Source organism: Hafnia sp. (genome assembly GCF_036648275.1).
GTDB classification, from domain to species: domain Bacteria; phylum Pseudomonadota; class Gammaproteobacteria; order Enterobacterales; family Enterobacteriaceae; genus Hafnia; species Hafnia alvei.
The window spans coordinates 196,729-215,833 of sequence record NZ_JAVXIQ010000002.1; the positions used below are offsets into that span (position 1 = coordinate 196,729).

General features: G+C 51.6%; 13 protein-coding genes. 8 read left to right on the plus strand and 5 right to left on the minus strand.

What is annotated here, in order from left to right; genetic code table 11:
- Positions 1–7: 7 nt before the first annotated feature.
- From ypdF to ptsP, 3 genes are read left to right on the plus strand one after another with little or no spacing between them, the layout of a single operon-like run.
- The gene (gene ypdF / locus RSC70_RS03430; RefSeq protein WP_282813918.1) at positions 8–1,117 is read left to right on the plus strand and encodes an aminopeptidase; all 1,110 of its coding nucleotides are present in this window, start codon (positions 8–10) and stop codon (positions 1,115–1,117) included.
- A complete protein-coding gene (ypdE, locus tag RSC70_RS03435; RefSeq protein WP_332541685.1) occupies positions 1,114–2,157 on the plus strand; it encodes an aminopeptidase in 1,044 nt (347 codons plus the stop codon). Before ypdF ends, ypdE begins: the two co-directional genes overlap by 4 nt.
- 26 nt (positions 2,158–2,183) lie before the next feature.
- A complete protein-coding gene (gene ptsP, locus RSC70_RS03440) occupies positions 2,184–4,679 on the plus strand; it encodes a phosphoenolpyruvate--protein phosphotransferase (protein ID WP_332541687.1) in 2,496 nt (831 codons plus the stop codon).
- Here ptsP and RSC70_RS03445 read toward each other — a convergent pair.
- Together RSC70_RS03445 and sbmC are read right to left on the minus strand one after the other, a co-directional pair.
- The gene (locus RSC70_RS03445) at positions 4,676–5,542 is read right to left on the minus strand and encodes a helix-turn-helix transcriptional regulator (RefSeq protein ID WP_332541689.1); all 867 of its coding nucleotides are present in this window, start codon (positions 5,540–5,542) and stop codon (positions 4,676–4,678) included. The two genes, ptsP and RSC70_RS03445, sit on opposite strands and share 4 nt — an antisense overlap.
- A 96-nt stretch (positions 5,543–5,638) precedes the next feature.
- Entirely contained in the window at positions 5,639–6,109 is a 471-nt protein-coding gene (gene sbmC / locus RSC70_RS03450) for a DNA gyrase inhibitor SbmC (RefSeq protein ID WP_025799801.1), read from the minus strand.
- Between the two features lie 257 nt (positions 6,110–6,366).
- Here sbmC and RSC70_RS03455 point away from each other — a divergent pair, with 257 nt between their 5' ends.
- Entirely contained in the window at positions 6,367–7,692 is a 1,326-nt protein-coding gene (locus tag RSC70_RS03455) for an MFS transporter (protein ID WP_332541691.1), read from the plus strand.
- Between the two features lie 64 nt (positions 7,693–7,756).
- Here the strand turns inward: RSC70_RS03455 and mak are convergent, their stop codons facing one another.
- Positions 7,757–8,662 (minus strand): fructokinase, encoded by a 906-nt coding sequence (gene mak / locus RSC70_RS03460; RefSeq protein ID WP_282806833.1) that lies wholly within the window; start codon positions 8,660–8,662, stop codon positions 7,757–7,759.
- 236 nt (positions 8,663–8,898) lie between these two features.
- On the opposite strand from mak, the gene rdgC reads away from it, so the two are divergent.
- Positions 8,899–9,810 (plus strand): recombination-associated protein RdgC, encoded by a 912-nt coding sequence (rdgC, locus tag RSC70_RS03465; protein ID WP_040044735.1) that lies wholly within the window; start codon positions 8,899–8,901, stop codon positions 9,808–9,810.
- 88 nt (positions 9,811–9,898) lie between these two features.
- On the opposite strand, the gene ppnP is transcribed toward rdgC, so the two are convergent.
- Positions 9,899–10,186, minus strand: coding sequence for a pyrimidine/purine nucleoside phosphorylase (ppnP, locus tag RSC70_RS03470; RefSeq protein WP_004091927.1), 288 nt, complete (start codon positions 10,184–10,186; stop codon positions 9,899–9,901).
- A 131-nt stretch (positions 10,187–10,317) separates the two neighbouring features.
- Positions 10,318–11,271 (minus strand): aldo/keto reductase, encoded by a 954-nt coding sequence (locus RSC70_RS03475; RefSeq protein WP_332541694.1) that lies wholly within the window; start codon positions 11,269–11,271, stop codon positions 10,318–10,320.
- A gap of 274 nt (positions 11,272–11,545) precedes the next feature.
- Between RSC70_RS03475 and RSC70_RS03480 the strand changes: the two genes are divergently transcribed.
- From RSC70_RS03480 to mdtC, 3 genes are read left to right on the plus strand one after another with little or no spacing between them, the layout of a single operon-like run.
- Positions 11,546–12,841, plus strand: coding sequence for an MdtA/MuxA family multidrug efflux RND transporter periplasmic adaptor subunit (locus RSC70_RS03480; protein WP_046457189.1), 1,296 nt, complete (start codon positions 11,546–11,548; stop codon positions 12,839–12,841).
- Positions 12,841–15,990 (plus strand): MdtB/MuxB family multidrug efflux RND transporter permease subunit, encoded by a 3,150-nt coding sequence (locus tag RSC70_RS03485; RefSeq protein ID WP_332541696.1) that lies wholly within the window; start codon positions 12,841–12,843, stop codon positions 15,988–15,990. The genes RSC70_RS03480 and RSC70_RS03485 overlap by 1 nt, the downstream gene beginning before the upstream one ends.
- Positions 15,987–19,085 (plus strand): multidrug efflux RND transporter permease subunit MdtC, encoded by a 3,099-nt coding sequence (gene mdtC, locus RSC70_RS03490; protein ID WP_282813911.1) that lies wholly within the window; start codon positions 15,987–15,989, stop codon positions 19,083–19,085. The genes RSC70_RS03485 and mdtC overlap by 4 nt, the downstream gene beginning before the upstream one ends.
- Positions 19,086–19,105 lie beyond the last annotated feature (20 nt).

Sequence of the window (19,105 nt, forward strand, 5' to 3'; positions counted from 1 at the left end):
GTATCTCATGTATAAAGCTCCCCCTTCAGCGCTCACCGCCTGTAAAATATGGCTAGCCAAGCGCAATTTAGACGCCGTTATTATTAACGCCAAGCAGAATAAATTTAGCCATACAGGGTTACTTAGCGCCTCGGGATATCTCTTTATTACCCGCACCAGCCAGCATATTTTGGTCGACTCTCGTTATTATCATGAACTATCCGCTAAGGCTGATAGTTATCAGCTGCACATGACGGATACGCAGCACCATGCACCGGCCATCATCAATCAAATCATTGCGCAGGAAAAACTCGCTTGTGTTGGGTTTGAAGCCGAGCATCTGAGCTACAGCCAAAGCCTGTCTCTTATCGAAAAAATTAACGCTGAGATGATCCCAATTTGTCTCGACGAACTGCGCCAAATAAAAGCACGCGCCGAGATCGACACCATCAAATCTGCATGTTTGATTGCCGACTGCGCCTGTGCGCACATTCGCCAATATATTCGTCCCGGCATGACGGAACATCAGATCGCCAACGAGCTTGAGTGGTTCATGAAAAACGAAGGCGCGGAAAAAACCTCATTCGATACCATCGTTGCCAGTGGAATCCGTGGAGCCATGCCTCATGCCAAAGCCTCACAGAAAGTCGTTGAGGCCGGAGAGTTCATCACGCTCGATTTTGGTGCTCAATATCAAGGGTATTGTTCGGATATGACCCGTACCTTTTTAGTTGATAGCAATGACGATAAACCGCTGCAAGAGCACCCGCTTTATGCAATTTATCAGGTGGTGTTGCAGGCTCAACTCGCGGCTATTGCCGCTATTCGGCCAGGCGTTCGCTGCTGTGATATCGACGGCGTGGCGCGTTCCATCATTTCAGCCGCAGGTTATGGCGATTTCTTTGGCCACAATACCGGCCATGCCATTGGCATTGATGTGCATGAAAACCCTCGATTCTCCCCAGCAGATACCACGGTGCTACAGGCAGGCATGCTGCTAACCGTCGAACCAGGTATTTACCTACCAGAACAGGGCGGTGTGCGCATTGAAGACGTGGTATTGATCACCGAAAACGGCTGCGAGGTTTTATACCAAATGCCCAAACAATTGCTGACCACCGGCGAGGATATCCAATGAATATCGACCTATTACAGGCCCTGTGCGAGGCAGATGCTATCGCATCCTCAGAACAGGAAGTTCGCGATATTCTTCTACAGCACGCGAGCCTATGCGGCAAAAAGGTTTCTTTTGATGGGCTAGGCTCAACGCTGATTCAGCTCAACCAATCCTCAGGGACTAAAATTATGATTTGCGCCCATATGGATGAAGTGGGTTTCATGGTGCGTAGCATCACTCGCGAAGGTGCCGTTGAGGTTATCCCCATTGGTAACGTGCGTATGTTAGCCCGTTTCATGCAGCCCGTTCGCATTACCACGCAGCACGGCAAGAAGATCCATGGGTTGCTGGACGCTGAGCTGCACGGTTCTGAAGCGCGTAATTTATGCGTAGATATTGGTGCCACATCGGCTGAAGAAGTGAATCAGTGCGGGGTTCGAATTGGCGATCGCGTTACCTACGCCAGCGACTTCAAGGTTCTCTTTCCTGAATCACGCATCATGGGAAAAGCCTTTGATGACAGGCTCGGCTGTTTCTTGCTGATTGAATTAATGTACGCCCTGCGCAACGTTGAATTGGATGCCGAAATTTGGCTAGTTGCCTCTTCCAGCGAAGAGGTGGGGATGCGCGGGGGTAAAACCGCGGCACACATGATTCAACCTGATTTAGCCTTAATCCTCGATACCGCATGTTGGTCAAAAAACTTTGATTACGGTGCTGCTAATCATCGACAGATTGGGCAAGGACCGATGCTGGTGATGTACGACAAAACGCTCATTCCGTCCCCTCGCCTGCTGAACTTTATTCAAGACACCGCGCAGCAAAATGCCATTCCATTGCAGACCGATATGTTCAGCAACGGCGGTACCGATGGCGGCAGCGTACACCTTTGCGGAAACGGTATTCCAACGGCGGTACTGGGTGCACCAACGCGGCATGGTCATTGCGCCGCATCGATTGCGGATTTGCGGGATATCGAACAGACCAAGCAGCTTCTCGTTGCAGTCATCCAGCAACTGAATGCCGACACACTCCATCATTTAACGGACTTTTCGCAGTAGCGCGAGTTTAGAAAAGGATTCATGCCATGCTAAAGATAGAATTTCTCTGCCCTCTGCCAAACGGCCTACACGCTCGCCCCGCCTATGAACTCAAAGGCCAGTGCGGTCTGTTTGACAGTGAGATTATCTTTATTAACCAGCGCTCCAATCACCGCGCCGACGCGAAAAGTTCACTCGCGCTTATTAGCACCGGAACATTGTTCAACGACGCTTGCCTGCTCGAAATCCACGGGCACGATGAAGAAAAAGCCTATCGCGCGTTAGATACCTACATTAAACAGAGCTTTGCCGACAGCGACAGTGAAATTGAGTCTCTGCCCGTAGCCACCACGCGCCCTATTCCACGCTCGCTATCTCGCTTTCAGCCAAGCCTAATCCATGGCTGTGGGCTATCCAGCGGCATCGGGCATGGCGCACTGTTGATCTACCGCCACGCTAATATCGATATCTATAAATCACAACCGGCCAACGTGCAGGACCCACTCCTGCTTGAACATAGCCTGATTGCGCTAGCCGAGCAGCTTAATCACCAGCTGACCAGCCTAAAAGGGCAAAGTAAAACCATTATCAATGCCCATCTCTCGCTGATTCAGGACAAAGAATTTAGCCAAAATATTTTGCGCCATCTGAATCTGAGAAAGTGCAGTCTGGCGACCGCGGCCATTGAAAGCATGGAAGAGGTGTGTGGCAAATTAGCGATGTCAGCGAGTGAGTACCTGCGCGAACGCGTGCAAGATATCAGAGATATTACCGCTCAGCTGCTGCAAGTTGCCTATCCCAACGTTAATTTGGGCGCTCCTCTGGTTTTGCATAAACAGACGATTATTGCCGCCGAAGATATCACGCCGAGTCAATTTTTAAGCTTAGACAAACAGCTTCTGGCTGGGATGGTGTTAACGCAAACCGGGCGCACCTCACATACGCTCATTTTGGCGCGCTCATTGGGTATCCCCGTGCTTTCAGGGATCGAACTGTCGGCCTTGCAGCATTTAGATGATAAAACCGTCTTTATCGACGCGCAGACCGGTATTCTGGTGATTGAACCCAACGAAGACGTCAGTGGCTATTTCTCCGTGGCACTCGAGCTGGAACAACAAAACCGAGCACGCCAGCTGAAAATGGCAGATCTGCCGGCGGTCACGCCGGATGGGCGCTGCATTGAAATTGGTGCCAACATCGGTACCGCGCAAGAAGCTCCCGCCGCGTTTAGCCAAGGGGCGGAAGGCATTGGCCTATTTCGCACCGAAATGCTGTTTATGGATCGCGACAAAGCGCCCGATGAACAAGAACAGTTTGAAGCCTACCAACAAGTGTTGATGAATGCGGGCAACCATCCCGTGATTTTTCGCACCATGGATATCGGCGGCGACAAAAAAATCAGCTATCTGAATATCCCTCAAGAGGAAAATCCGTTTCTTGGCTATCGCGCAGTGCGCATTTATCCCGAGTTTACCGAGCTATTTACCCTTCAGCTGCGCGCCATACTTCGAGCGGCAACCACGGGATATGCACGTTTAATGATCCCAATGGTTCACACGCTCGATGAAATTCTGTGGGTGAAACAGCAAATCGCCTCGGCTCAGCGTTCGCTGAAAGCGGAAGGTTTACGATATGCCGAAACGCTAGAGCTCGGCATTATGGTTGAAGTCCCCTCAGTGTGCTTTATCATCGACCACTTCTGCGATGAGGTTGATTTCTTTAGCATTGGTTCCAACGATATGACGCAATATCTATATGCCGTCGATCGCAATAACCAGCGCGTCGCGCACCTTTATAATCCGATTACCCCTTCGTTTTTACGTATGCTGCGCCAGATTATCGACATAGCGCATCGACGTGAACGCTGGGTGGGTCTGTGCGGTGAACTTGGGGGTGAACCACGATACCTGCCTCTGCTGATCGGTCTAGGTTTAGACGAGCTCAGCATGAGCGGCGCTCGCATTCCAGCCATTAAAGAGCTGGCGCGTAAGCTCAGCGCCGAAGAGTGCGTTGCACTGGCCAACCGCGCCTGTGAGTGTAAATCGGCTAACGATATTGAAGCGTTACTGGATACGCAGGCAATTCCTGCTGAACAGAAACCGTTATTGGCTCTAGAGAATATTATCGTTCCCGCTCATCTGACGAATAAAGAGCAGGTGATTCAATATTTGTGCGGCAATTTAGCCATTCAGGATCGCACCGATCATCCAACCGAGTTGGAAGAGGATGTTTGGCAGCGTGAGGATATTGTTACCACCGGCGTGGGTTTTGGTTTTGCGATTCCGCACACCAAATCGACTCATATTAAGCACTCCAGTATCAGCATTGCTCGGCTCGAAAAAGTTATTGATTGGCAATCCGAAATGGGGGAAGTCGATTTCGTTATTATGCTCACCCTCGGCGCGCAAGACAGCGTTAGCCACGTCAAAGTCTTTTCCCAGCTCGCGCGTAAATTAGTGAAGAAAGAGTTTCGTGAGGCGATGCGTTCAGCGCCGGATGCAGAGGCTATTCTCTCGTTGCTGCAAAGCGAATTAACCTTTTAACTCGATAAGAAACGCTCTCGGTATTCCGAGGGCGTTACCTCAAACTGCCGCTTAAACAAGCGGCAAAAATAGCTCGCGTCGCTATAACCACAGCGGTGGGCAACTTCATTCACGTTCAAATGGTATTTCTGCAAGATCATCTTAGCTTTGCCCAACCGCACCCAGTGCAGATAATCAATAAAGCTCATACTTCCCTCTTGCTGAAAAATACGAGACAGATGATTGGCGCTGATATTAAACATAGCGGCGGTGCTTTCACGAGTTAGCCCACTAGAAAAATTATCCTGAACGTAGGTACAGATGCTTTTATATAAAAAAGCCCCGCGCTGCATTTTATTTGCCAGCGGTAAGGTCAGTTGATTGCGGCAAACATGCAGCAGACTCAGCACTAAATAACGCCCGATATCGGGATCTGCCGTTCTTGCCGCCAACGCGTTTAGCGCCTGTAAAATATGCTCGATCTCTTCGGCATTTTGTTGGGTTATTTCCAGCGTTCTTAAACGATGAAAGCCCGCTGTTGCAGCGCGTTTATCAAAGAAATGAAAACCAATGTAGGACGGCGCAAACAGCACGCTGAGCAATAACACATCCTTGTCCCACGTTGGCTGACTGTTAGCAAACGCAGGAATAAACAGCGCATCGCCGTGAGCCAACGAGATGCTCGTACCCGCAGGTTTTTCTGCCGTATAGCTGCCACGTAAAACAATCTCAAGGCGCGGGAATTTAACACCAAGGCCATTCCCTAACGCATGGCCTTGGTTATGATGCGAGCGCGGGGCAAAATAAGTGTGTTTAAGCTGCTGAGGGTTCAAAACCAGCCCGCTTAATAACTCGGTGAAAAACGGATGATCCGTCAGCGACATATCACTTCACATATGACTTCATACATGCACATCATCCCGTATTCCTTCACCGCGTTTTCCCCAGTCGTTATGAGGCAAATATACCACGCCCTCTACTTACGCTTTCTGAACAGGAACACACATTTCAAAATCCCAGATGCCGCTTTCAGTGCCATCGTTGTGGTATTTTTCAAAACACGGCGCGTTAATTGGCACATAGCCACTTCTTGGCAGGACTTCGTTAAAAAACTCCATCCACGGACGACCAAAATCACCGTCCTCAACGTGCGCCTGCGCCACCGCGTATAAACCGCCTTTCAAGGTATCAATGCGAACCCCTTCGCTATTGGCCGGTAACACAAAATCAGGCTCGACGGTAATCGCGGTATCAACGCGCATCTCTTCCGGTGGAACTTCTTCTGGATTGTCGTAATAAATCGCAATCCAATCACCGTTTTCATCCACCTTATTATTATCAATCCATTGATATAGCTTCTGAAAACCGACACCCACATTTTGGTCTAACGGCCCAACCATGCGAATACCCGCGAAAATGCGCTCGGCGCGCTGCTCTACAATCATTTCCATTGTAACGCCCTCTCTCATTGCCAAGTAAAATACTGTATCCATAAACAGTATTATCAAAATAAACCAAATTGCCAACTGCCGATTTTCACTTCTGTGATTCGCGCCGCGTTACGGGATTTGATGAAAAAATAAGCGCTCTATTTTACAGATCGTTACATTGGTTTTTATGCACAAAAAAGAAACACCTACCAACATCACACTTTCAGTTGTCATTAACTTGTAAAAAAAAATACAAATAAAAACATAGGAAGTAACACATGACTTCATCTGCCTCAAAGCCCTCTCAGGCTAACGCCCGAACCGTGTTCCGCGTCACAAGCGGTAACTTTCTCGAAATGTATGATTTTATGGTATTTGGCTATTATGCCAGCGCAATAGCTGAAACATTTTTTCCCACTCAAAGTCCCTTCGCTTCACTCATGCTAACGCTGATGACGTTCGGCGCTGGCTTCTTAATGCGGCCATTAGGCGCAATTGTGCTGGGTGCCTATATTGACCATCACGGTCGCCGCCGGGGTTTATTGATTACCTTGGGCCTGATGGCGCTGGGAACATTAACCATCGCCTGTACGCCGTCGTACCACAGCATTGGCATGGCTGCGCCCCTGCTGATTCTGGCCGGTCGCCTGCTACAAGGGTTTTCAGCCGGTGTGGAACTGGGCGGGGTGTCAGTCTATCTGTCTGAGATTGCCCCGAAAGATCGCAAAGGGTTTTACGTTAGCTGGCAATCCGGCAGCCAACAAATTGCCGTTATTTTTGCAGCGTTACTGGGCGTGGGGTTAAATCAGTATCTTGGTAAAACCGTGATGACAGAGTGGGGTTGGCGCATTCCGTTTATCGTGGGTTGCCTGATTGTGCCTTTCTTGTTTTATATCCGCCGTATGTTGGAAGAAACCGAGGCGTTTAACCAACGCAAACATCGCCCAAGCATGAGCGAAATTACCCGTTCGGTTGCGAGTAACTGGCAGTTGGTTCTGGTGGGGATGTTTATGGTGGTGACCACCACGGTGTCTTTCTACCTCATCACAGCCTTCACGCCAACCTATGGCAAAACGGTGTTGCAGTTCACCGCTCAGCAAAGCTTTTTGGTCACGCTGTTAGTGGGGATTTCAAACCTATTCTGGCTGCCGGTGATGGGCACTCTGTCTGACAAAGTCGGCCGTCGGCCTTTGCTGTTGCTGTTTAGTGCGCTGATGCTGCTGACGTCTTATCCATCCTTGAACTGGCTGGTAGCACATCCAAGCTTTGCGCATTTGATTGAAGTGGAACTGTGGCTGTCGTTTATGTATGCCAGCTATAACGGGGCGATGGTCGTATGCCTGACCGAAATCATGCCGGCAGAAGTGCGCGCCTCGGGCTTCTCGATGGCCTATAGCTTGGCAACGGCGATTTTTGGCGGATTTACACCAGCCATCTCCAGCTATCTGATCCACGCCACCGGTGATAAAGCGATGCCGGGAATGTGGCTTTCGGCCGCGGCGGCCTGTGGCTTAATCGCCGCGCTGGCGCTACCGGCAATCCAACGTTTGAATCACAATCGAACCGTCACGGTGCCTAGCGGCAGCGTGGTAGAGCCAAAGTAAGTTTGTCGCACCAGAAATGAATCTTCCCGACTTTTTCATCAAGAGAAAGTCGGGATTTTTGGCGTTAAAGCGGCCACAGCCACGCAGCACCGCGCACGCCGCTGGAGTCACCGTGTTTAGCTTTACGCACCGGCGTTTCACATTCCCGTCCGAATACCCACGTTGAGATCAACGGCGGAACCGTTGTATATAACCGGTCCACATTACTCATCCCACCACCAAGCACCACAACGTCAGGATCGATGATATTAATTACGTGGGCTAAGGATTTTGCCAGTCGCTGTTCATAGTGCGTAATCGCACGCTCAGCCAGCCCATCTCCTTGACGAGATAACGCCATGATTTCAGCGCCCGCAAGCGGCTGACCACCTAAGCGCTGATAGTCTGTTTCAAAACCAGTACCGGAGATAAAGGTTTCAATACAGCCTGATTTCCCACAGTAGCAAGGAACCTCTTTCTGATACTGCCACTCGTCGTCATTGAGCCAAGGTAAAGGATTATGCCCCCACTCGCCCGCAATGCCATTTCCACCCGCATGAACTCGCCCGTCGATAGCAATACCTGAGCCACAGCCGGTTCCGATGATCACCGCAAACACCAAATGTGCTCCAGCCGCCGCACCGTCAGTGGCTTCTGAAACGGCAAGGCAGTTGGCGTCATTGGCTAAACGAACGTCACGCGATAGACGCTTGGCAAGATCTTTGTCTAATGGCTGGCCATTCAGCCAGGTAGAGTTCGCATTTTTTACCAGACCAGTAAAAGGCGATAATGTGCCAGGTATCCCCACCCCAACGCTTCCTCGCTGACCGGTTTGCTTTTCGGCTAACTCCACCAGCTCCGCAATCGCCTCAACGGTTTTTGCGTAGTCATCACGCGGGGTAGCAATGCGATGCCGAAACAGCTCCTGACCGTTGTTTTCCAAGGCGATAACTTCAATTTTGGTACCGCCTAAATCTATACCAATACGCACATAGCCCCCTAAGCAGACGAATACTAAGTCGAGCTAGTGTGCAAAATTTCTCGGGCAATTAATACTACAGTCGCCCTTCTTTATTCGTTATCATGCGGCCTGTTTAACACATTGCCATACCCCAAATAATGGGAGTTGCATCAAGGCGGCAAGAGAGCGCAGCCAACATAGATGCAACGTCAAGTATGAAGGGTATAAACATGGCGCGCGATGCGTCACGATCAGGGACAACGCTAATGCTATGGTTTAAGAATTTATTGGTTTACCGTCTGAGCCGCGATGTTCATCTGGTGCCAGATGAAGTTGAAAAATTGCTGGGCTCTATGGCCTTTACGCCGTGCGGTAGTCAGGATATGGCGAAAACGGGCTGGGTCTCTCCGATGGGTTCCCACAGCGATGCACTGACTCACTACGTCAACGACCAAATTCTGTTGTGCGCACGTAAAGAAGAAAAAATCTTGCCATCGCCGGTGTTAAAACAGGCGCTACAGGCAAAAATTGAAAAGCTGGAAGGCGAGCAAGGCCGCAAGCTCAAGAAAACCGAAAAAGATTCGTTAAAAGACGAAGTCCTGCACACGTTACTGCCGCGCGCCTTCAGCCGCTTCAGCCAAACTTGGCTGTGGATTGATATGGCAAATGGCCTGATCATGGTCGATGCCGCGAGCCCGAAAAAAGCAGAAGACACCTTAGCGCTGTTGCGTAAAAGCATTGGCTCGCTGCCGGTTGTGCCATTAACCATGGAAAGCCCAATTGAGCTGACGATGACCGAATGGGTGCGCTCAGGCGAAGTTCCTGCGGGTTTTGCCCTGCAAGACGAAGCGGAGCTGAAAGCGATTCTGGAAGAAGGCGGCGTGATCCGCTGCAAAAAACAGGATTTGGTTTCTGACGAAATTGCCGTTCACATTGAAGCGGGCAAACTGGTGACCAAGCTGGCGCTAGACTGGCAGGAACGCATTCAGTTGGTGCTATCTGACGATGGTTCACTGAAGCGTTTGAAGTTCTCTGAAACGATTCGCGATCAAAATGAAGACATCGACCGCGATGATTATGCACAACGCTTCGATGCCGATTTTATTTTGATGACCAGCGAACTGGCTGCGTTAATCAAAAATATTATTGAAGCGCTCGGCGGCGAATCAGAAAAATAAGCAGTACCAATAGGCAGTACCAATAAATAGCACCTACAAAAACGGGCTGAAGTTAAACTCCAGCCCGTTTGTTTGAGACTAAGAAATCTTAGCTCAAATATTTACACAGATACGAAGTAGGTTCCGCAACCTGCAAGTTAAACTCGCTATGCCCAGGAACAAAGAACGTTTCACCTGATGAGAACACCTGCCAATCAGGCGCACCCGGAATTAACACACGCAATGCACCTGTAATCACCGTCATCTCTTCCGGCTTATCGGTTGAGAAGGTGTATTCCCCTGCGTCCATTACGCCAATGCTCTGACGCCCAATGCTGCCACTGTCAAAACCAATCGACTTCACTTTACCAGCAAAATACTCATTTACATTCAACATACTATGGCACCTATATTGAGAAGGGGTTACTGCATCTTGTATGAAAAAAACAGTGCTGTCACTGACTTAGTTCACACTGTGAGAGACCCGCGCCGGTTATGGCTTCAAGCGCTCATTAACTGAACGTTTATTTAGTAGGCGCTGGCATCGGTAATCACCCTAACCTGTTCCGTGCTCAAGCTGAGATTAGCCGCCACCGCGAGCTCGCTCAGCTGTTTTAACGACGTTGCACTCGCAATCGGTGAGGTAATCCCTGGTTGTGCGATTTGCCAAGCTAATGCCACCGCCACCGGCGAGACATTGACCTCATGGGCCACCTGCTCCAGCGCATCAAGAATCCCCAATCCACGGCTATTGAGGTATTTCTCCACAATTCCGTTACCACGTGCACTTTTGTGGGCATCTTCGGCGCTGCGGTATTTTCCCGAGAGGAACCCGCTGGCCAACGCATAGTAGTTAATTACGCCCAAACCTTCTTTTTGTACCAGCGGTGCCAGCTCAACTTCGAAATCATGGCGGTCGTATAAATTGTATTCGGGTTGAATGGTTTCATAACGCGCTAAGCCCAGCTTCGCACTCACATCCAATGCTTTAGCCAAGCGTTCCGCACTGTAGTTCGACGCCCCAATCGCACGCACCTTGCCCTCTTTGATCAACGTATCAAAAGTACTCATCGTTTCTGCCAGCGGCGTATTTTGGTCGTCATCATGCGCTTGATAGAGATCGATATAGTCGGTTTTCAAGCGGCGCAGAGAGGCTTCTACCGCCTCGCGGATATAACGTGCCGATAGCCCTTTCAGCTGTGGCCCCATCGGTTTACCCACCTTGGTAGCCAGAATAATTTGGTCACGCTTGCCGCTTTTTTGCAGCCAGTTGCCGATAATAGTTTCAGACTCACCGCCGAAATTTCCTGGCACCCACGCAGAGTAAACGTCGGCGGTATCAATGAAATTCAGCTTGTGGTCTAGCAATGCGTCTAGCAGGCTAAACGAGGTTGCTTGATCCACTGTCCAACCAAATACGTTCCCCCCGAAGGTAATGGTCGGAACTCGAATACCAGAACGTCCTAGCTCACGTAAATTCATTATTGGCTCCTGTGTTGAGATTTGAGAAAACAACGCTGATAACGAATACTATTAGCACTAATTATTCGTATAGGTGATAGACAATTTAGGCTAAATCCAGAAAGGTCTTACCCTATCTGACTTATCTTCCACATTTCCTTCATTTTTAGATAAAGCTGACGGCCTAGAATAGTAAACTGACACGAGTAACTAATTTGTTTGTGATTGGGCCACTAAGTCCAATTTTTATATTCCTGCTACGGCGGGGATATTTCTCTGGAGAATTCAGTCTGCAATGAGTGCTTTCAATAAACCGACCTCCCGTAAACGCCTTTGGTGGGCTATCGCCGTTCTTGTTGTGGCTGGCGTCATTGTTTGGCGTTACACCAGCAGCGGCACCGAAGCGCCCGCGGCTGGCGCAGAACAGGCACAAAAAGGGAAAGCTGGTGGCAAAGCCGGCGGTCGTCGTGGCGGCAGTGGCATATTGGCTCCGGTTCAGGCGGCAGAAACACGCATATCTAACGTGCCTAACTACCTCACCGGTTTAGGAACGGTCACGGCAGCCAATACGGTCACCGTGCGCAGTCGCGTCGACGGTCAACTGATGAAAATTCACTTCACCGAAGGCCAACAGGTCAAAGCCGGTGATTTGCTGGCAGAGATCGACCCGCGTCCTTTCCAAGTTCAACTGGCGCAAGCCCAAGGGCAACTAGCCAAAGATCAGGCCATTTTAGCCAATGCGCGTCGTGACTTAGCGCGTTATCAACAGCTCAGCAAAACCAATATGGTTTCTAAGCAAGAGCTGGATACGCAGGCCTCTCTAGTGACGCAAACGCAGGGTAGCATCGTGGCCGATCAGGGTGCCGTTGACAGCGCCAAGCTTCAGTTGACCTACAGCCGTATCACTGCCCCCATTGATGGCCGCGTGGGGTTGAAGCTGGTTGATGAAGGCAACTATATCACCAGCGGTGATACCACCGGTTTAGTGGTATTAACCCAAACGCATCCGATTGACGTGGTTTTCACGCTGCCAGAAGCGAATATTGCCAGCATTCAGCAGGCACAAAAAGAAAACGGCAAGTTAGAGGTGGAAGCGTGGGATCGCTCCAATCAGCACTTACTCACCACCGGCACCTTGCTGAGCATGGATAACCAGATCGATACCAGCACCGGCACCATCAAAATTAAGGCGCGTTTTGATAACCAAGACGACACCTTATTCCCCAATCAGTTTGTTAACGTGCGCCTGAAAGTATCCACCCAAAGCGACGCCGTGGTAGCGCCTGCGGCCGCAGTTCAAATGGGGAACGAAGGCAACTTCGTATGGGTATTGAATGATAAAAATCAGGTGAGTAAGCACGCCGTATCCGTGGGAACCCGTGATGCCTCTGACGTGGTTATTACCGGCGGACTCTCTGCGGGTGAGCGCGTGGTGACTGACGGTATCGATCAGTTAACCGAAGGCGCAACCGTCGAAGTGATTGCCCCGCATAGCGAAAATGCCGCACAGACTCAGGCACAAGCAGGCAAAGATATTCCTGCTAAACCAAACACGGATAAGCAGAACGCTGGTAAACAGGACAAGTCATAATGCAACACACGCCTGTCGGTTCTGAAGAGCCTAAAAACGAAACGCCCGCCGCCGGTGGGCCTTCTCGCCTGTTTATTCTGCGTCCGGTAGCCACCACGCTGCTGATGGTGGCTATTCTGCTGGCGGGGATCGTGGGTTACCGCTCACTGTCGGTTTCCGCGTTGCCAGAAGTAGATTACCCAACGATTCAGGTAGTGACACTTTATCCGGGCGCCAGCCCTGACGTCACAACGTCTGCGATTACCGCACCGCTAGAACGTCAGTTCGGCCAGATGTCGGGCTTAAAACAGATGTCGTCGCAAAGCTCCGGCGGCGCGTCGGTGATTACCTTACAATTTCAGCTAACGCTGCCGCTCGACGTCGCGGAGCAAGAGGTTCAGGCTGCAATTAACGCTGCCACCAATTTGCTGCCGACCGACCTGCCCTATCCGCCAATTTACAGCAAGGTTAACCCTGCCGATCCACCGATCATGACCATCGCCGTCACCTCGGATGCCGTGGCGATGACGCAGGTTGAAGATATGGTGGAAACCCGCATTTCGCAGAAAATCTCGCAGGTTAGCGGCGTGGGTCTGGTAACGATTTCAGGCGGTCAGCGTCCTGCGGTGCGCGTGCGTTTGAACGCACCGGCGGTTGCCGCCTATGGCTTAGACAGTGAAACCATACGTACCGCTATCGTTAACGCCAACGTTAACTCGGCGAAGGGGAGCTTTGACGGCCCAACGCGCTCGGTTACGCTGTCTGCCAACGACCAAATGAAGTCGGCAGAAGACTATCGCGATCTGATCGTCGCCTATGCCAACGGTGCGCCGGTTCGTTTAAGCGACGTGGCAACCATCGAACAGGCGGCAGAAAATACTAAACTGGCCGCGTGGGCTAACACCAAACCCGCCATCATTTTAAACGTTCAGCGCCAGCCGGGTGCGAACGTTATTACCACGGCCGACAGCATTCAGTCATTGCTGCCACAGCTGACAGAAAGTCTGCCAAAATCAGTAAAAATGACGGTGCTAACTGACCGCACCGAAACCATTCGTGCCTCGGTCAGCGATGTTCAGACCGAACTGCTGCTGGCGATTGCGCTGGTGGTGATGGTGATTTACCTGTTCTTGCGCAATGTTCCCGCCACGATCATTCCTAGCGTGGCGGTGCCGTTGTCGCTGGTGGGTACGTTCGCCGTCATGTATTTCCTCGATTTTTCGATCAACAACCTCACCTTGATGGCCCTGACTATCGCCACCGGTTTCGTGGTCGATGACGCCATCGTGGTGATCGAAAACATCTCGCGCTATATCGAAAAAGGCGAAAAACCGCTGGATGCCGCGTTGAAAGGCGCGGGAGAAATTGGTTTCACCATTATTTCTCTGACATTCTCCCTGATTGCGGTGCTAATCCCACTGCTGTTTATGGGCGATATTATCGGGCGACTGTTCCGCGAATTTGCGGTTACCTTGGCGGTGGCGATCCTGATTTCGGCGGTGGTGTCGTTAACCCTAACGCCAATGATGTGCGCACGTATGCTCAGCCATGAATCGCTGCGCAAACAAAACCGCTTCTCGCGTGCCAGCGAGCGCTTCTTCGAACGCGTCATCGCCAAATATGGCGAATGGCTCAAAGTCGTATTGAATCACCCTATGCTCACGCTGAGCGTGGCGCTAAGCACGTTGGTGCTGACCGTTCTACTGTATATTTTTATTCCTAAAGGCTTCTTCCCTATTCAGGATAACGGTCTGATTCAAGGCACCGTTCAGGCACCTCAGTCGGTTTCCTTTAGCGAAATGGCGCAGCGTCAACAAACGCTGGCGGCTGAAATTCTTAAAGATCCTGACGTCGCGAGCCTGAGCTCATTTATCGGCGTGGATGGCACCAACGCCACGCTAAACAGCGGACGGTTACAGATCAACCTCAAGCCACTGGACGAACGTAAAGATCGCGTTCAGCAGATCATCCCGCGCCTGCAAAAAATGGCCGACAAGATCCCCGGAATTCAGCTTTATCTGCAACCGGTTCAGGATCTGACCATCGATACGCAGGTGAGCCGTACACAGTACCAGTTCACCTTGCAGGCCATGTCGCTGGACGAACTGAGTACGTGGGTGCCAAAGCTGATAGGTGAACTGCAAAAATCACCGATGCTGAAAGACGTGAGCAGTGACTGGCAGGATCAGGGATTAGTGGCCTTTGTGAACGTTAATCGCGACACCGCCAGCCGTTTAGGCATTACCATGGCCGACGTGGATAACGCGCTGTATAACGCTTTCGGCCAGCGGTTGATCTCCACGATTTATACCCAAGCCAACCAGTATCGCGTGGTGATGGAGCATAATCAGGATCACAACACGGGTTTAGCCGCGTTTAACGATGTGTATCTCACCAGCAGCGATGGCAAAAACGTACCGTTGAACGCAATTGCTACTATTGAGGAGCGTTTTGGGCCGCTGTCGATTAACCACCTCGACCAGTTCCCATCCACCACGGTGTCGTTCAACGTTACCGACGGCTACTCGCTCGAGCAGGCGATGAAAACCATCACCAGCACCGAGCAGCAGCTTAATATGCCCGTTGATATCACCACGAATTTCCAAGGTGCAACGCTCGCGTTTGAATCGGCGCTGGGCAACACGCTGTGGCTTATCGTGGCGGCAATTGTCGCGATGTATATCGTTCTGGGCGTGCTGTATGAAAGCTTTATTCATCCAGTCACCATCCTGTCAACGCTGCCGACCGCTGGGGTGGGCGCATTATTGGCGCTAATTATGGCGGGCAGCGAGCTCGACGTGATTGCCATTATCGGCATCATTTTGCTAATCGGTATCGTGAAGAAAAACGCCATCATGATGATCGACTTCGCCCTTGCCGCCGAGCGTGAGCAAGGAATGGCGCCGTATGACGCCATTTATCAAGCCTGTTTGCTGCGTTTCCGTCCTATTCTGATGACTACGCTGGCGGCATTGTTGGGTGCTCTGCCGCTGATGCTCAGCACCGGCGTAGGGGCCGAACTGCGCCAGCCGCTGGGGATTTGCATGGTCGGCGGTTTGATCATGAGCCAAATTCTGACGCTGTTCACCACGCCGGTGATTTACCTGCTGTTTGATAAGGTTTCGCGAAATACGCATCCGGCTAAAGATCCGCAGGAGAACGTCCAGTGAAGTTCTCTCCATCGAAAGGCTTCTTCGCCCTGTTCATCAACCGGCCAGTCGCCACCACGCTGCTGACGCTGGCCATTACGCTGTGCGGCATTCTGGGCTTCAGATTATTGCCCGTCGCGCCGCTGCCACAGGTGGATTATCCGGTCATTATGGTGAGCGCGTCTCTGCCGGGCGCCTCGCCTGAAACCATGGCGTCATCGGTGGCGACACCGCTGGAGCGTGCGTTAGGCCGTATTGCCGGAATCAGCGAGATGACCTCATCCAGCTCGCTCGGCAGCACGCGTATCATCATTCAGTTTGATTTTAACCGTGACATCAACGGCGCCGCACGCGACGTGCAGGCCGCAATTAATGCGGCACAGAGCCTGCTGCCGTCGGGCATGCCGAGTCGCCCAAGCTATCGCAAAGCTAATCCGTCTGATGCGCCGATCATGATCATGACGCTGACGTCAGACACCTATGACCAAGCGAAACTTTACGACATCGCCTCCACTCAGCTGGCGCAAAAAATCGCGCAGGTAGACGGCGTGGGCGACGTTTCGGTTGGCGGGAGTTCTTTGCCTGCGGTGCGCGTCGAGCTCAATCCTGAAGCACTGTTTAATCAGGGCGTTTCGCTCGATAGCGTGCGCTCTTCCATTGCCAACGCGAACGTACGTCGCCCTCAAGGGGCCGTTGACGCACAAAATCAACGCTGGCAGGTGCAAACCAACGATGAAATCAAAACCGCGCAGGACTATCAGCCCTTAATTATTCATTACAACAACGGATCTGCGGTGCGACTCAGTGACGTCGCCAACGTTAAAGATTCGGTAGAAGACGTGCGTAACGCGGGTATGACCGACGCCAAGCCCGCCATTTTGATCATGATCCGCCGTAGCGCTGACGCCAACATTATCGAAACCGTCGATCGCATTCGCGCGGAGATCCCTGAGTTTAAAGCGCTGATCCCCGCGTCTATCGATCTACAGGTGGCGCAGGATCGTTCACCCACCATCCGTGCTTCGCTTGACGAAGTAGAAAGCTCGCTGTCTATCGCCGTGGGCTTGGTGATCATGGTGGTATTCCTGTTCTTGCGATCTGGCCGAGCTACGCTGATCCCCGCCGTTGCCGTGCCGGTTTCGCTCATCGGCACCTTCGCCGCCATGTATCTGTGCGACTTTAGCCTGAATAACCTTTCGCTGATGGCGCTGACGATCGCGACCGGATTTGTGGTCGATGACGCCATTGTGGTGCTGGAGAATATTTCACGCCACGTGGAAGCGGGCATGGAACCGAAAAAAGCGGCGCTGATTGGTGCGCGTGAAGTAGGGTTCACCGTGCTCTCCATGAGCCTGTCTCTGGTGGCGGTGTTTATTCCGCTGCTGTTGATGAGCGGTTTGCCGGGGCGTTTGTTCCGTGAGTTTTCGGTCACGCTTTCGGTGGCTATCGGTATATCGCTGGTGATTTCACTCACGCTCACACCAATGATGTGCGCGCATCTGCTTAAAAAGCGCCCATCACGCCATCAGGAACGGATCCGCGGCTTTGGTAAGCTGTTGCTGAAAATGCAGCAAGGCTACGGCAAGAGTTTGGGCTGGGTATTAAACCATGCCCGCTGGGTGTTGCTGGTCCTAATCGCCACCATCGGCCTGAATATCTGGCTGTATATTTCTATTCCTAAAACCTTCTTCCCTGAACAGGATACCGGCCGCTTGATGGGCTTTATTCAAGCCGACCAGAGCATTTCGTTTCAGGCGATGCGGGGCAAGCTGCAAGACTTCATGAAAATCGTGCGCAGCGATCCCGATGTGGATAACGTGACCGGCTTCACCGGTGGCTCGAACGTTAACAGCGGCATGATGTTTATCTCGTTGAAACCGTTAGGTGAGCGTAAAGACGATGCTCAGCACGTGATTGCACGTCTGCGTGGCAAGCTGGCCAAAGAGCCGGGGGCGAATTTGTTCCTGATGGCGGTGCAAGATATTCGCGTGGGCGGTCGCCAAGGCAACGCCAGCTACCAATACACGCTGCTATCGGACGATCTTTCCGAGCTGCGCAAATGGGAGCCTAAAATTCGCGCGGCCTTTGCCAAACTTCCTGAACTGGCCGATGTCAGTTCCGATCAGCAAGATAAAGGCTCGGAGCTGGCGCTGACCTATGATCGCGAAAGTATGGCGCGCTTGGGCATTAACGTAGCTGATGCAAACGCCTTGCTCAATAACGCCTTCGGTCAACGGCAGATTTCAACTATCTATCAGCCGCTTAACCAGTATCACGTGGTGATGGAAGTGGCGCCGGAGTATACGCAGGACGAAAGTTCGCTGGATAAAATGTTTGTGATTAACAGCGACGGCAAAGCGATCCCGCTTTCCTATTTTGCAAAATGGCAGCCTGCCAACGCGCCGCTATCGGTTAACCATCAGGGCTTAACCGCCGCATCGACTATCTCCTTCAACCTGCCAGAAGGAGGCGCGCTGTCTGATGCTTCTGCCGCGATTGAACGCACCATGACCGCATTGGGCGTACCGAATACGGTACGTGGTAGCTTCGCGGGCACCGCACAGGTTTTCCAAGATACCCAAAACTCGCAGATCATTTTGATTCTGGCTGCCATTGCGACGGTGTATATCGTGCTGGGTGTTCTATATGAAAGCTACGTGCATCCGCTGACGATTCTGTCTACCCTGCCTTCGGCAGGCGTGGGCGCGCTGTTGGCGTTAGAAATGTTTGGCGCACCTTTCAGCCTGATTGCGCTAATCGGCATCATGCTACTGATAGGGATAGTGAAGAAGAACGCCATTATGATGGTCGATTTTGCGCTAGAGGCCGAACGTAACGGCGGCATGAGCCCGCGCGATGCGATATTCCAAGCCTGTCTGCTGCGTTTCCGCCCGATTATGATGACCACCATGGCGGCGCTGTTTGGCGCATTGCCTCTGGCGTTTAGCAGCGGCGACGGCGCAGAACTGCGTCAGCCTTTAGGTATCACGATTGCCGGTGGTTTGGTGATGAGCCAGTTACTCACGCTCTACACCACGCCGGTGGTGTATCTCTATTTTGACCGACTACGCAGCCGCTTTAGCAAAGTTAAAACGCTAAAACCGCTGCCGAGATAGACCTTGTACAACGGCACATT